This is a genomic window from Arthrobacter sp. TMP15 (assembly GCF_039529835.1).
In the GTDB taxonomy this organism is placed as follows: domain Bacteria; phylum Actinomycetota; class Actinomycetes; order Actinomycetales; family Micrococcaceae; genus Specibacter.
In genome coordinates, this window is sequence record NZ_CP154262.1 from 2,018,500 (window position 1) to 2,032,417 (window position 13,918).

Below are 13,918 nucleotides of genomic sequence, written 5' to 3' on the forward strand. Positions count from 1 at the left end.
TGCGAGAAATACATGGGTAAACTGGCACCGACAGCCATTTTATATTCTTCGGCGGTCCATCCCTAACCTACCCCGCTTGAGTAAGTCCGCGCCGGGTGAACATACCGCTCGATTTGAAGGAGAGGCACAGTTGGCCAACAAAAGTAAGCCAGGCCGTGAAACCAAGGCACGTGTTGCCCGCATGCAAGCCAACCAGGCGATGCACCAGCGAGCAGTGCAGCGACGCAAGCGCGACAATATCATCGCCTTCGTCGCCATGGGTGTGGCTCTAGTGATCGCCATCGTGCTGGCACTGACTGTGTTCATGCCCAAGGACAACGGCGCAGCGGACGGCAGCACGGGGGACAAAGCTGCAACAGAGAATAATGCAACTCCCCCAGCCGGCACTCCTGCCGGGACCAACAGCCCCACCGTGCCCAAGGCAGAAGCGGCCGCTGGCAAAACGTTCACCGGCACGTTGACGCTCAATGGCAAGCCTCTGGGGATCAGCCTCGATGGCACCAAAGCTCCCCAAGCGGCCGCCGTCTTCAAGTCCTTGGCCGACTCAGATTTCATGAATGGTAAGCTCTGCCACCGTTTGGCCGACGCACCCAACTTTGGCGTCCTGCAGTGCGGCTCGCTAAAAGGCAATGGAGAGGGTGATCCCGGGTACCAATGGGGTCCGGTAGAAAATACCCCGGCAGATGGCACCTACCCAGCCGGAACCATTGCTGTGGCGCGCGCAGGAACTACTTATTCAAACGGCACACAGTTTTTCATCACCTTCAAAGACACCATCCTCCCCCAGGAAGACGGCGGCTACACCATTGTTGGCAAGGTCACTAGCGGTCTTGACGTTGTAACTGCAATAGCCAAGACCGGGATTGAGGGCGACAGCACTGACGGTACGCCCAAGACCAAGGTGACGATAGACTCGTTCAAGCTCAACTAATTTTCACCAGGCCATCCCTTGGTCCTGCACGCTTGTGCTCACCGAGGGAAAAGTTTCATTGAGGTCCCGGCCGTGCCCATGCACCATCTGCCAGTTTCCAACAAGCGAAAGATTTTTAGCGGTGACACACAGTCAAGAATCCGACGAAACACTTGCCTCGGCCACAGGGCATGACTCCACAACAGAGCCTGGTTTACCTGCTCAGGAAGACCCGTCTGCGGCTCCTCTCCAGGAGGCCGTGCCTGCGAAAGGTGCTGAGCCTGCAGAATCCTCAGTAGCAGCTGACTCCGCTGCCACAGACTCTCCTGCCACAGATTCCCCGGCCACTGATTCCCCTGCGCCGGCAAAACCGGCTGCACCAGCAAAACCGCGGGTACCGGCGCCGTCACCTTCCCCGGCAGCTTTTGCCGCCCGGCCCAAGGTGGCTGCCACAGCTCAAGCACCTGCACCGGGTGCTCCTGCCGCCGCCGTGCCCGTAGTGGACCTCGTTGAGGCCGCCAAATTTGGTCGGGCGGAGGAAGACGGACACGTTTTTCTGCTCCTCGATGGCGAAGAATTTCCCGTGGGGCAATATCCAGGCGCCAGCAAAGATGAGGCGTTGGCCTACTTTGCCCGCAAATTTGATGACATTCTTGCCCAGATAACTTTGCTGGAACAGCGTGTTGAGGCCAAAGCAGCCACAACGGATATGCACAAGACAGTAGGACACCTGCGCGAGCAACTCGGGGAACGCACTGCCGTGGGAGACGTCAACGCCGCTTTGACCCGACTTGTCACTCTCGAGGCCAGCATCAAAGCCCTTGCCGGTGCCGAACGCGCCACTCACGACGCAGCCCGCGCAGTAGAACTGGCTGCCCGCGAAGCAATCGTCGCCGAAGCCGAAGGCATTGCTGGCGAAGACCCTGCGGCCATTCAGTGGAAGGTCAGCAGCGCCCGTATGAACGAGCTCTTTGAGTCCTGGAAGCAGGCTCAAAAGTCAGGCATGCGACTTGGCCGAGCAACAGAAGAGGGATTGTGGAAGCGATTCCGTAGCGCCCGCACAGTGTTTGATCGTCATCGTCGTGCTTACTTCTCGCAGCTGGATAACAACAATGCTGCGGCAAAGACTGCCAAGGAAGCCTTGATCGAAGCTGCCGAGCAGCTATCCTCATCGACCGATTGGGGCTTCGCCGCTGGCGAGTACCGTCGCCTAATGGACCAGTGGAAGAGTTCCCCTCGCGCCAGCCGCAAAGATGACGACGCCCTGTGGGCCCGTTTCCGCGGGGCCCAAGATAAGTTCTTTGCCGCTCGACAGGGCGCTAATAACGCTCTCGATGAAGAATTCGGCGCCAACCTTGTTGTCAAGGAAGCGTTGATCCTCGAAGCACAAGCACTGCTTCCCATCAAGGATCTCAATACCGCCAAGAAGTCACTGCAGAACATCCGCGACCGCTGGGAAGTCGCCGGTAAAGTTCCACGCGATGACATGCAGCGTGTTGAGGCGGGAATGCGCAAGGTCGAGGATGCTGTTCGGGCTGCCGATGAAGACAACTGGCGCCGCAGTGATCCGGAAGCGAAAGCCCGCACCAGCAGCGCCTTGAGTCAACTTGAAGCGACCATTGCAGGCTTGCGCGAAGATCTCGAGAAAGCCCAGAAGGCCGGGGACGCCAGGAAGGTCGCTAAAGCAACTGAGGCACTCGAAGCCCGTGAACTGTGGCTGGAGCAAATTCAGAAGGCAGCAGCAGACTTCTCATAGAGGTTTAACTGTTTCATCAGGCCCCTGGGCCGGGTTGTCCACAACCCGGCCCAGGGGCCTTTTCCTTCTCGCAGCCGAGGTGCAGTGTGGACTCATGAACGAAACCCCAAACGCTGCCAGCGCATTGCTTGTGCCAGGTGTCCCTTTCATACTTGCTGAACTCCATGCAATGAAACTTGACGGCGTTCTCGTTCAAGTCACAGGTCACGCTTTTCGCAGATCCGACACGGAAGAAACACCTGGGCTGCGGGCCCAAGCCCTGGCGCACCATGTCCCGGCAGCTCTGTCATACCGGGCCGCCCTAGGACAACTCTCCGCCGCCTGGGTTTACGGCTGTGCCCCCGTGCCACAGGTCATATCGCTTCTGCTGGACAATGACGGCAATAGCGCCTCGCTCCCGCTGTTCAGCGGGTGCAACCTCCGCCAAGTGTATTTAGATAGGTTTGATGTGCTCAGAATGGGAGGGGTGCTTATAACAAGCCCGCTACGTACGGCTCTAGATGTGGCACGGAGTGCTCCCGCGCCTCTGGCTAGAGCCGTCTTAGCAGCCATCAGTTGTCACCCGGCAATGCACTGCCCACTGGGCAGGATCCGTCAAGGGCTGGCAGAGGCAATGCACGTGCCGGGGAAATGCCGCGGCGAGGCGCTGCTGGCGAGTATGATCGAGGACCAGTCCCCATGATTCCACCGACAGCAAGAACACCCCGACGAAGGTACAGACACCATCGACACCACAGGCACAATAGACACCACAGACCTGGCTACTTTGTTTGGCTTCTTCTTCGTGTTGCTCCTGGCCGGGGCAACCGCCCTGCCGTGGGGGCTTCGAAGCTATCGCGGCCAATGGCGGCCGTGGAATAGGTTGATGGCGTACCCGGGTCCTGCCATGACGTATATGGGGGTGGGACTGCTGTTTTTTGCGGCAACCTGCCTGGTGAGTCTGATCGCCGATGGCTTCGATGCGCAGCCAACTACCGAAGGAACTTGGTGGCAGTTGCTGCTCACGGCCCTGGCCGGGACCGGAGTCATTGTCTTTGTCGTGGGCCTCATTTTCAGCTACTGATGGATGCCCGCTGTCCTGCGCCCCCGCTGGATCCGCCAGGTTGAGGGCATCTCACCCATCATCAACGACGACGGTAGCCCGGCACAGCTGCCAGCCTGGACGGCAGCGCGGCGTGGTCACTCACTAGCCTGCTCGGAGGGTCCGTTGCTAGATGCGGAAGCCGCCGACCTGATGTGGCGCAACTACACGGTGCGGGCCCCCATGGGAAAACCAGATGGCCCTTCCAAGACCCTGTTACAGTTCTCACTCGTTGCCTCCAACGGCCGGGCAACCCCGGCCGCACTTTTGCTCATGCAACCGTTGCGCACGCCGTTGGCCGTGGTGCAGGCAGTGGAAACCCGCCCGTCGCCGGAAGATGCCCGTAGGGACATGATTGCTTATCTGGGCAAAGGGGGGCACGCGTGCCTCGCATGGCAGGAAACGTACTGGCCGCTGGCGCCGGGTAACGCGGACAACCGGAAACTTTCGGCCAAGCTAGCATTGACAGTCGGGCCCGGGGCCCGAAGGAAGGTCGATTCCCCTTACCGCCTGGATGCGCTGCCCAACACCGCCGTCGCCGAGGCGATAGCGCACTTCATCGTTGAGCACCGCGCACCGGGGCACTCGATGGCAGGTGGCGACGGGCGGTGGTGCCGCCATCGAGCTGTTGGAATTTTCAACGGGCCAGCTTCGGGACATGTGGGGCATGCCAGTGGACGGGGCAGCCCTTCACGGCATGCTTGCCAGAATGGGCCTACCCGCGTCGGTAGATGATGGCTAGGCGCGTCTGTGTGAACCCGTTGATCTGTAGACGTCAAAAACCCCGTCGATGCGGCGCACAGAGTTCAGCACGTGGTCAAGATACTTTGGGTCACCCATTTCAAAAGCAAACTTGGACAAGGCCACCCGGTCACGCGAGGTATTCATGCTGGCCGCTAGAATATTGACGTGACTTTCAGCAAGAACTCGTGTCACATCCGAAAGTAAATTCTTCCGATCAAAAGCCTCTACCTGAATCTCTACCAGGAAGACGCCCGACTGGGTAGGCGCCCAATTAACGTCTATGAGTTTGTCAGGCTCTTTTTTCAGGTTCAGCAGGTTAGGGCAATCCTGGCGATGCACGGAAATTCCCGAGCCCTTGGTGACGTAACCGGAAATGGGGTCAGGCGGTACCGGGGTACAGCATCTGGCAAGTTTAACCAGCATGTCATCGATGCCATCAACAATGACACCGGAATCTGACACCCGTGAACGGGCTGCCGGTACACGGGTCTCAAGAGGCGCCAGCACCTCTTCGATATCCTCATTGACCCCTAGGAGGTCACGAAGGCGTTCAACCACTGACTGGGCGGAGGAGTGCCCATCCCCTACTCCGGCATAGAGTCCAGCAATATCGGTGTAGTGGAAGTGCTCCGTGACAGCCATCAAAGCATCATGGGTCATCATTTTTTGCAGCGGAAGGTTTTGCTTGCGCATTGCCTTAGTCAGGAGATCCTTGCCCTTTTCGATGGACTCATCACGGCGTTCCTTCGTGAACCACTGCCGGATCTTATTGCGGGCACGTGCACTCTTAACAAACTTCTGCCAGTCCTGGCTGGGCCCGGCACCTTCCGCTTTATTCGTGAAGATCTCAACCGTGTCACCGTGCGCCAACTCACTGTTCAGAGGCACCAATTTACCGTTGACTCGTGCACCGATAGTTCTATTACCCACCTCCGTGTGCACGGAATAAGCGAAGTCTACCGGGGTTGACCCCTCAGGAAGGGCTATAACTTGTCCCTTGGGAGTGTAGACGTACACTTCCTTGGTGTTCATTTCATAACGCAGCGACTCTAGAAACTCATTGGGGTCACTGGTCTCCTGCTGCCAGTCGACAAGGGTGCGCAACCAATTCATGTCCTCCTGGACACTTACTGGGGCCTTGTTTCCGGTCTTATACTTCCAGTGAGCTGCAACACCGTACTCTGCACGCTGATGCATTTCAAGGGTACGAATTTGAATCTCAACTAATTTGCCACCTGGGCCAACAACCGTTGTGTGCAGTGACTGGTACATATTGAACTTAGGCAACGCAATATAGTCTTTGAACCGTCCAACCAAGGGACTCCACAACGCGTGAATTTGTCCCAGCGCAGCATAGCAATCGCCCACGGAGTCAACTAGTATGCGGACACCTATGAGGTCATTGATGTCATCAAAGTCTTTGTTTCGAACCACCATTTTTTGGTAGATCGAATAGTAATGCTTGGGCCGGCCCGTGACATCCGCTTTGAGTTTTGAGACACGCAACATTTCAACGATCTCACGCCGAATAATGCTCAGTTGCTTCTCACGTTCAGGTGAACGGTCTTGAACCATCCTGACAATTTCTTCATACACTTTGGGATAAAGTGCTGCGAAGGAAAGCTCTTCAAGCTCCCACTTCATGGCGTTCATACCTAATCGATGGGCCAAAGGCGCGAAGATATCTAGGGTTTCACGGGCCTTCTTGCCTGAGGATGCTGCCGAAACAAACCGCCAAGTACGAGCGTTGTGCAGCCTGTCGGCAAGTTTAATGACCAACACACGAATGTCCTTGGCCATGGCAATGACCATTTTTCGCACTGTTTCGGCCTGTGCAGCGTCGCCAAACTCGACCTTGTCCAGCTTAGTTACACCATCAACAAGCATCGTGATCTCGGGCCCGAAATCGCGTTCCAATTCAACTAGCGTGTAAGAGGTATCTTCCACGGTATCGTGCAGCAGTGCCGCGGCTAGAGTGCTCCCGGTCATCCCCATTTCGGCGAGGATGGTGGCCACGGCCACAGGGTGGGTGATGTAGGGGTCCCCACTCTTGCGCTTCTGGCCCTCATGGTATTGCTCAGCAACAGTGAAAGCTCGCTGAATCAGGTCAAAGTCTTCTTTGGGATTCCTGGCACGCACTATGCGAAGTAACGGTTCCAGAATAGGGGAATAGCTCTCGTTCGACCATCCTGTAAGCCGGGCAAGGCGAGACCTTGTCCGTTCACGACGTCCTGGGAACGTGGGCTTGGGTTCACCGGCCAGCGGACGCTCTGGAGTGCCCGATGCACTCTTCCTGCTGCTATCGGTCAAAATCTCATGCGAGGGCGATTCTTCGTTCAACGCATTACCTCCCTCACGCATTTGCTGACCATGCGCCCCCAACTCCGGGGCATTAATCCAGTCTAAGGTGCTTGGCAAGTGGAATTGACCAAAGTAGGAGGCGCCGGATGCTGAGCATCCGACGCCTCCTGGTTTCGAACTTCGGGTTTCACCCCTGCAGTTTGGTTCGCAGACTCATCCGGTGGAAGGTTCAGTGACCTGCGCCCAACGGGTGTCTATGTGCTAGAGCGCGACGGCCGTTTCAGTTGCCTCTCGCTGCTGAACCTTTTTAGCTTGTTTGACCAGCTCGGGCTCATGCTCACGCAGCCATGAGTACATAGGGGCTGCTACGAAAATGGTGGAGAAAGTGCTGACGATAATGCCAATAAACAGCGCCAGGGACAAGTCCCGCAAGGTTCCGGCACCGAGTAGGAGGGCACCAATGAACAAAATGGAGCCCACCGGAAGCACAGCAACCATCGTCGTATTAATGGAGCGGACAAGAGTCTGGTTGACAGCCAGATTCACCTCCTGGGCGAAGGTTCGCCGAGTAGATTTGGTGATGTCCACAGTGTTCTCTCGGATCTTATCGAACACCACCACTGTGTCATAGAGGGAGTAGCTCAAAATCGTTAGGAATCCAATAATGGCCGACGGCGTGACCTCAAAGTTGGAGGCACCGTAGACTCCCGCCGTCACCACCATGACCACGAGCAAACCAACAATGGCTGCAATGGACATGCGCCAGGTCCTGAAATACAACGCCATCAAGACAGTGGCAAGCAGCACGAACACAAAGAATCCGATGATGGCCTGACGCGAAACGTCTTGTCCCCAGGTGGGGCCCACAAAGGTTGACGTGATGTGGTCCTCGGTAACCCCGTAGGCAGCCTTCAACGCATCCTTGACCTTCAACGTCGCATCATCGCTGAGCCTGTCCGTCTGAACCTGCATGGTGTCACTTGCAATGTTTGTGACAACGGCAACAGTTCCGGGTTCAGCTTTAGCAACCGCCTCTTCACCAATAAGCACATCAGTATGGGCCACTTGGGAAATAGTGAACTGTGAACCACCTCGGAACTCAATTCCGAAGTTGTACCCTCCCCCAAACAGCGGGAAGAGGATTGAAAGCAGTACCGCGATGCCGGCAATACCAAACCAAATTTTACGTTTTCCAACGAACTCGTAGGACCGTTCTCCGGTGTACAGTTCGTTGCCGAAAGTGGCGAAACTCTTCATTACTTCTTCTCCTCGGAGTCGTCACGTGACTCGGACTTTGCAGTCCCTGCGCCTCTACTGCCGACCAATTGAGTTTCCTTGGCAGCTAGGCGACGCTCGGCAATGGTTTGTCGGCGTTCAGCTTCACCGGCAGCGCGGGCGTTCTTGCCCTTGTGAACCTCTTGGCTCTCTTCGGGGGTACGGAAACGGCCGGCACCGCGGTACAGCGGCACAGCACCCAACTGGACGGGGTCAAGACCCGAGAAGGCGTGCCCCTCACCAAAGAACTTGGTGCGTGCAAGTAACTGCAAAGCCGGGTGAGTGAACATGAAGACAACAATGAGGTCGGCAACTGCAGTCAAACCGAGCGTGAAGGCGAAACCCTTAACGCTGCCAACAGAGACAAAGTACAAGACCAAGGAAGCCAAAATGTTCACTGCCTTGGATGCCAGAATTGTCCGCTTGGCTCGCGCCCAACCGTTTTCAACGGCGGCAACCAGGCCTCGTCCATCGCGTAGTTCATCTCTGACCCGTTCAAAGTAAACGATGAATGAATCAGCTGTTTGGCCGATGGCCACGATAATGCCCGCCACACCGGCCAATGAAAGCCGGTAGTTCTCAGCCCAGCCCAACAAGATGATGGCCAGGTAGGTGATTAGACCCGCAATAACCAGGGAAAGAATGGTCACAAAGCCCAAGGCGCGGTACTGGAACAGCGAGTAAATAACAACCAGGCCAAGACCAATCAAGCCTGCCAACATGCCCATTTCAAGCTGCTGCAGTCCCAGTGTTGCGGAGATCTGTATTTCGCTTTGAATTTCGAAGCTGATCGGCAGCGAACCAAACTTCAGTTTATCTGAGAGTGACTTGGCGCTGTCTTCCGTGAACTGGCCTGTGATCGAAGACTGCCCGTCAGTGATGACAGCCATAGAGGACGGCGCCGAAATAACACTGTCGTCAAGAACAATGGCGAAACGGGCCTGCGGATCATTGGGGTTTGCCTGGTACTTGGCATTCAAGCGCTGGGTAACGTCTTTGAAAGCCTTCGCACCGTCAGGCTTCTGCAATGTCAGCTGCACAGACCACTCATTGGTTGTGGCGCCTTGGGCACCAGCCTGAAGACCATAGGAAGCAGTTTTGATCCACTTTCCGGGGACCTCAACAGGGCCCAGGATGTATTTGACACCGGAATCGGGCTCACAGCTCACAAGAGGCTTATCCGGATCGGATGTGGTGGGCCGTTCAGTCAGCGGAGGGATACAGCTGGTGGCCTCAAACTTTTTCATCAACGCGGCATCAACCCAGTTAGTGTCGCTGGAATTCACCGGAGCCGCCGTGGGAACAGGAAGCTTGTCTTCTGGGGTTCGCTCAGCCTCTGGAACAGCTCCGCTGGGAGCCTGCGTTGCCGCAATGACCGGGCGGAAGTTCATGTTGGCGGATGCCTTGATGAGTTCGCGTTCCTGGTCCGTGGGCTTGCCCGGCAGGCTCACAACAACGTTGCGTCCACCCTCGGTTGAAATCTCTGCTTCTGAGACACCTGAACCGTCAACACGCTGACGGATGATGGACACGGCCTGATCCAACTGCTCGGAGGTGATGTTACCGGCACCTTCAACCTTGGGCGCCAGAATCATCTGGGTACCACCCTCGAGATCAAGCCCAAGTTTTGGTGCCCACGTGGCTGCGCCGGCTAGAACGCCGCCGCCTACTGCCAGGGTGCATGCGATGATGATCGCCGCAAGCCACAGAAGAGTTCTGCGAGCTGTTGACGTGGGACCAGTTCGTGCCATCAAGGGATCCTTCTATTGGTCAAGCTATTGGTCAAGCTATTAGTCAAAGAGTGCGGCAACGCGCCGCGCAGTTATGAACATGACAATGCTGCTGTGCCCAGAAACTTCACAGGCCCAGCAGCTGCCAACCCGGAAATGGTTAGTTGTCTTTGTTGTTTTCGTTCTTCAGGCGTTCGATCGAGTCCTCTACGGACTCTACTGACTCTGACGCCTTATCCAGGTTTAGTGTCAGTGAAGATGCATCATCAGGGACAATGGTTTCTTCATCCGCGGCAGTGATGATCTTGGCAACCGTCTGACGGTGCACAGTTGCTGTGGTGCCGGGGGAGATTTCCAACAGAATTTTGTTTTCTTCCTCATCAATGGCAAGAACCTTGCCGAAGAGGCCAAAGTTAGTCATCATCTCAACGCCGGGTGCCAGCTTGGAACGCTGCTCCTGCGCTGCTGCTTTGGTCTTTTTTTGTTTGCGGACCATCATGAAGATGAGCAGGCCAAACATGGCGAACAAAAGAAGGTTCATGGGGCTCAGGAAACCCGCCTGCGGGGCGGGGTCGTTGGCCAATATACTGCTAAAAGACACAGCTGGGATTCCATTCGTCTAAGTAAGTGGTGGAGGCCCGGCACGGAGCGAACGTGCCCGACGTCATAACAGTCTAGGGGGTAAAGCTGAACGTCGAGTCAGAATCTGCACTCAAATGCACACATCGTTGTAAAAGATTCCCCAAATACAGCTGCTTGTCGTGTGCTGTTCTCTCTTGAGAACTAAATTTTTTAACGCCCTTACCTCTGCACTATCTGTGTGTCCGTCCGAGCCCGCTGGACAGAGCTGAACGTCCACGCACGCATCGGGCGTTGCGCTGACTAAGTCTCCAGCTGTTCCTCCTCGTAGGGGAGCATGGCTGCTGCTACGGCGTTTCCGGGCATCTTTAGCCCAAGGTGCTCCCACGCGGCTGGAAGGGCAATGCGTCCCCGCGGAGTCCGGCCCAACAATCCCTCGCGTACCAGGAACGGCTCGGCAACCGTTTCAACAGTTTCAGGTTCCTCCCCGACCGCAATGGCAAGTGTGGAGAGTCCCACAGGTCCGCCATTGAATTTCTTCACCAACGCCTCCAGCACCGATCTATCCAAACGGTCGAGGCCTTTTACATCAACCTCATACATGTCAAGGGCCGCCGATGCTGTGCGTGCATCAATCGTTTCAACCCCGTGCACCAGCGCCCAATCACGTACTCGGCGCAGGAGCCGGTTTGCGATGCGAGGAGTTCCCCGGGACCGGCCAGCAATCTCCGAAAAACCAGCACTAGTTAGTTTTAGATCCATCATGCCGGCAGAACGGCGCAGGACAAGCTCCAGCTCAGCCACCGAATAGAATTCCAGATGCCCGGTAAACCCAAAACGGTCACGCAGCGGCCCGGGCAACAAGCCTGCGCGCGTTGTGGCACCCACGAGGGTAAACGATGGCAATTCCAGCGGAATAGCTGTGGCCCCGGCTCCTTTTCCCACAATGATGTCAACCCGGAAGTCCTCCATGGCCATATAAAGCATTTCCTCAGCCGGGCGGGACATCCGGTGGATCTCATCGAGGAAGAGTACCTCGCCTTCAGACAACGAAGACAAAATGGCGGCAAGGTCACCAGCATGCTGGATGGCCGGTCCGGAACTGATTCGAAGGGGTGCGTTCATTTCCGCAGCCACAATCATGGCCAGAGTAGTTTTGCCCAACCCTGGGGGGCCGGACATCAACACGTGGTCGGCGCTACGGCCCCGGATCTTTGATGCTGCCAACACTAGCGCAAGCTGCTTACGCACCCGCTCCTGGCCAACAAAGTCATCAAGATTTTTGGGCCGCAGCGCTGCTTCGAGTTCGCGTTCTGCCGGTTCCACAAGAGGCGCGGCCAGTTCGCGTGCAGCACTTGGTCCGGCGGGGGCGCCGCCGTTACCGATGCTGATCTGCCCAGGCAGCAACGGTGTTGGTTCTTCTACACCAGCCATCGTCTACCGCGCACCGTTCTTCGCCCTGGTGTTATCTTGGCCCAGCCAACGTAGTGTGGCACGCAAAACAGCGGGCACGTTGGCGCCCTCGGCCAGCTCAGGTTCTGCCGCCAGAGCGGCGTCAATAGCCTTCAAAGCATCCTTCTCATTCCAGCCAAGACTTGTCATGGCTGCTACGACCTGGTCTTTCCACTCAAGCGCGGCCGCAGGCGCCGAAGCAATCGGGGCACCTGTGGGTTTGAGTTTTCCTTTGAGCTCAAGGACTATCCGGCCAGCAACCTTGGGCCCCACACCCGGAACCTTTGTAAACACTTTGCCGTCTCCTGTGTCCACGCCGATTCTGATGCTCTCAGGCTCCAGCACCGACAAAATAGCCAATGCCAACCGGGGACCAATTCCGCTCACTGAGAGCAGCACCTCAAACACTTCACGCTCTTGTTCATCCGCGAACCCATACAGGGTCATTGAATCTTCACGAATAATCATGGCAGTGGTGAGGCGCACCTCATCCCCCAGCCGCAAGCCGCCGAGAGTCTTTGGTGTTGCGTGCACCAGCATGCCCACCCCGTTGACATCAATGACGGCCTGAGCCAAGGAAAGTGCGGCCACAGGCCCACGGACAAAACTGATCATTAGAACTTCTCCTGACAAAACCAAACTGACTGGTGGCTACACACTAACAAGCATATAGAACATACGTACTAACACCTAGTGCCAGGTGGAGCCCGGTTTTTCCTTGTTTTTCTTAACTCTTGCCTTACTTTCAGCCTCACGCCAAAGCTGTTGCGCCGCCGTCGAACTTTGGGAGTTTGTAGAAAAAGAGCCACCGCTGCGCCAGGCATGGGCAATAGCAAGGGCCAGCGCATCGGCTGCGTCGGCGGGGCGGGGCGGCTCATCCAGTCTTAACAACCGGGTAACCATAGCCGTGACGTGTTCCTTATCGGCCCGCCCATTGCCGGTGACAGCCGCCTTGACCTCGGAGGGAGTGTGCATGGCCACGGGAATCCCACGGCGCGCGGCGGCCACCATCACCACCCCTGACACTTGGGCCACGCCCATCACCGTACTGAGGTTGGTTTGGGCAAACACACGCTCTATCGCCAAAACATCAGGCTTAAACGCGTCCAGCCACTGATCAACCGCATCCGCGATCACCAGTAGCCGGGCGTCAAGGGAAAGCTCATGTGAACTCCCCACCACCCCAACCCCCACCAAGGTGGCCGTGCGGTTGGGGGCCACGTCAACCACGCCGAGCCCACACCGGGTTAGACCCGGGTCAACACCTAAAACACGCAGTTTTGGGTCCTTTTCCTTTTTATCTTCTACGAGATTCTGAAACTTCTTAGTCTTCTTTGTCTTCTTCCAGAGCGGCCAGGACATCGGCGCTCATGTCTGCATTTGAGTAGATATTTTGGACGTCATCCAGGTCTTCCAGCGCGTCGTAGAGTTTCATAAATTTGCGCGCGTTCTCCACATCAAGTTCCACCTGCATGGAGGGAACGAAACCCGCTTCGTCACTTTCGTATTCGATGCCAGCGGCTGTTAGAGCTTCACGGACGGATGGCAGATCCTGCGGATCGGAGATAACTTCAAAGCTCTCCCCATGATCCTTGACCTCTTCTGCGCCTGCATCCAGCACGGCCATGAGCAAGTCATCTTCGGTCAGGTCATTCTTCTGCAAACCAACAATGCCCTTGCGAGTAAACATGTAGGCAACGGATCCGGGGTCACCCATGTTGCCTCCGTTGCGGCCCACCGCGAGGCGGACCTCGGAAGCTGCACGATTCTTATTATCGGTGAGACATTCAATCAGGATGGCCGAACCTTGCGGACCGTAACCTTCATACATGATGGTCTGGTAGTCAACTGCGTCACCGAGCTGGCCGGAACCGCGTTTGATGGCGCGTTCGATGTTATCTGCCGGAACTGACGTCTTTTTGGCTTTCGTGACGGCGAGTTCAAGGGCAGGGTTGCCCACCAAGTCAGCTCCACCACCACGTGCAGCAACTTCAATGGTCTTGATGAGCTTGGCAAACGACTTTGCTCGGCGGCTATCAAGAATGGCCTTTTTGTGCTTGGTCGTTGCCCATTTGGAGTGGCCTGACATA

At 56.6% G+C, this 13,918-nt stretch carries 13 protein-coding genes; 5 read left to right on the forward strand and 8 right to left on the reverse strand.

Annotation, left to right across the window (positions count from 1 at the left end):
- Nucleotides 1-130: 130 nt before the first annotated feature.
- The 5 genes from AAFM46_RS08915 (at nucleotide 131) to AAFM46_RS08935 (ending at nucleotide 4,482) form a co-directional block, all read left to right on the forward strand.
- Nucleotides 131-931 carry a peptidylprolyl isomerase gene (locus AAFM46_RS08915; protein WP_343317452.1) on the forward strand — a complete coding sequence of 267 codons (801 nt, stop codon included), beginning with the start codon at nucleotides 131-133 and terminating at the stop codon, nucleotides 929-931.
- A 121-nt stretch (nucleotides 932-1,052) separates the two neighbouring features.
- On the forward strand, nucleotides 1,053-2,666 hold the full coding sequence (locus AAFM46_RS08920) for a DUF349 domain-containing protein (protein ID WP_343317453.1): 1,614 nt from the start codon (nucleotides 1,053-1,055) through the stop codon (nucleotides 2,664-2,666).
- A 94-nt stretch (nucleotides 2,667-2,760) separates the two neighbouring features.
- Complete coding sequence (locus AAFM46_RS08925) at nucleotides 2,761-3,348, forward strand: hypothetical protein (RefSeq protein WP_343317454.1); 588 nt, start codon at nucleotides 2,761-2,763, stop codon at nucleotides 3,346-3,348.
- Between the two features lie 183 nt (nucleotides 3,349-3,531).
- Complete coding sequence (locus AAFM46_RS08930; protein WP_343317455.1) at nucleotides 3,532-3,729, forward strand: hypothetical protein; 198 nt, start codon at nucleotides 3,532-3,534, stop codon at nucleotides 3,727-3,729.
- A 3-nt stretch (nucleotides 3,730-3,732) separates the two neighbouring features.
- Nucleotides 3,733-4,482 (forward strand): hypothetical protein, encoded by a 750-nt coding sequence (locus AAFM46_RS08935; RefSeq protein WP_343317457.1) that lies wholly within the window; start codon nucleotides 3,733-3,735, stop codon nucleotides 4,480-4,482.
- A gap of 3 nt (nucleotides 4,483-4,485) precedes the next feature.
- On the opposite strand, the gene AAFM46_RS08940 is transcribed toward AAFM46_RS08935, so the two are convergent.
- The 8 genes from AAFM46_RS08940 to AAFM46_RS08975 form a co-directional block, all read right to left on the reverse strand.
- Nucleotides 4,486-6,852, reverse strand: coding sequence for a bifunctional (p)ppGpp synthetase/guanosine-3',5'-bis(diphosphate) 3'-pyrophosphohydrolase (locus tag AAFM46_RS08940; RefSeq protein ID WP_343317458.1), 2,367 nt, complete (start codon nucleotides 6,850-6,852; stop codon nucleotides 4,486-4,488).
- Between the two features lie 201 nt (nucleotides 6,853-7,053).
- The gene (gene secF / locus AAFM46_RS08945) at nucleotides 7,054-8,049 is read right to left on the reverse strand and encodes a protein translocase subunit SecF (RefSeq protein ID WP_343317459.1); all 996 of its coding nucleotides are present in this window, start codon (nucleotides 8,047-8,049) and stop codon (nucleotides 7,054-7,056) included.
- Nucleotides 8,049-9,818, reverse strand: coding sequence for a protein translocase subunit SecD (gene secD, locus AAFM46_RS08950; RefSeq protein WP_343317460.1), 1,770 nt, complete (start codon nucleotides 9,816-9,818; stop codon nucleotides 8,049-8,051). Before secD ends, secF begins: the two co-directional genes overlap by 1 nt.
- Nucleotides 9,819-9,957: 139 nt before the next feature.
- The gene (gene yajC, locus AAFM46_RS08955) at nucleotides 9,958-10,398 is read right to left on the reverse strand and encodes a preprotein translocase subunit YajC (RefSeq protein WP_343317461.1); all 441 of its coding nucleotides are present in this window, start codon (nucleotides 10,396-10,398) and stop codon (nucleotides 9,958-9,960) included.
- Between the two features lie 281 nt (nucleotides 10,399-10,679).
- Complete coding sequence (gene ruvB / locus AAFM46_RS08960) at nucleotides 10,680-11,810, reverse strand: Holliday junction branch migration DNA helicase RuvB (RefSeq protein ID WP_283527342.1); 1,131 nt, start codon at nucleotides 11,808-11,810, stop codon at nucleotides 10,680-10,682.
- Between the two features lie 3 nt (nucleotides 11,811-11,813).
- Nucleotides 11,814-12,443, reverse strand: a complete 630-nt coding sequence (ruvA, locus tag AAFM46_RS08965) for a Holliday junction branch migration protein RuvA (protein WP_283527345.1) — start codon at nucleotides 12,441-12,443, stop codon at nucleotides 11,814-11,816.
- A gap of 75 nt (nucleotides 12,444-12,518) precedes the next feature.
- The gene (ruvC, locus tag AAFM46_RS08970) at nucleotides 12,519-13,190 is read right to left on the reverse strand and encodes a crossover junction endodeoxyribonuclease RuvC (RefSeq protein ID WP_283527348.1); all 672 of its coding nucleotides are present in this window, start codon (nucleotides 13,188-13,190) and stop codon (nucleotides 12,519-12,521) included.
- Nucleotides 13,153-13,917 (reverse strand): YebC/PmpR family DNA-binding transcriptional regulator, encoded by a 765-nt coding sequence (locus tag AAFM46_RS08975; RefSeq protein WP_283527349.1) that lies wholly within the window; start codon nucleotides 13,915-13,917, stop codon nucleotides 13,153-13,155. The genes ruvC and AAFM46_RS08975 overlap by 38 nt, the downstream gene beginning before the upstream one ends.
- Nucleotide 13,918 lies beyond the last annotated feature (1 nt).

What these genes read in the sequence shown, in the direction of transcription:
- AAFM46_RS08925 (WP_343317454.1), top strand. Translation starts at nt 2,761, where the DNA reads ATGAACGAAACCCCAAACGCTGCCAGCGCATTGCTTGTGCCAGGTGTC.
- AAFM46_RS08930 (WP_343317455.1), top strand. Translation starts at nt 3,532, where the DNA reads ATGGCGTACCCGGGTCCTGCCATGACGTATATGGGGGTGGGACTGCTG.
- AAFM46_RS08935 (WP_343317457.1), top strand. Translation starts at nt 3,733, where the DNA reads ATGCCCGCTGTCCTGCGCCCCCGCTGGATCCGCCAGGTTGAGGGCATC.
- AAFM46_RS08940 (WP_343317458.1), bottom strand. Translation starts at nt 6,852, where the DNA reads ATGCGTGAGGGAGGTAATGCGTTGAACGAAGAATCGCCCTCGCATGAG.
- secF (WP_343317459.1), bottom strand. Translation starts at nt 8,049, where the DNA reads ATGAAGAGTTTCGCCACTTTCGGCAACGAACTGTACACCGGAGAACGG.
- secD (WP_343317460.1), bottom strand. Translation starts at nt 9,818, where the DNA reads ATGGCACGAACTGGTCCCACGTCAACAGCTCGCAGAACTCTTCTGTGG.
- ruvB (WP_283527342.1), bottom strand. Translation starts at nt 11,810, where the DNA reads ATGGCTGGTGTAGAAGAACCAACACCGTTGCTGCCTGGGCAGATCAGC.
- ruvA (WP_283527345.1), bottom strand. Translation starts at nt 12,443, where the DNA reads ATGATCAGTTTTGTCCGTGGGCCTGTGGCCGCACTTTCCTTGGCTCAG.
- ruvC (WP_283527348.1), bottom strand. Translation starts at nt 13,190, where the DNA reads ATGTCCTGGCCGCTCTGGAAGAAGACAAAGAAGACTAAGAAGTTTCAG.
- AAFM46_RS08975 (WP_283527349.1), bottom strand. Translation starts at nt 13,917, where the DNA reads ATGTCAGGCCACTCCAAATGGGCAACGACCAAGCACAAAAAGGCCATT.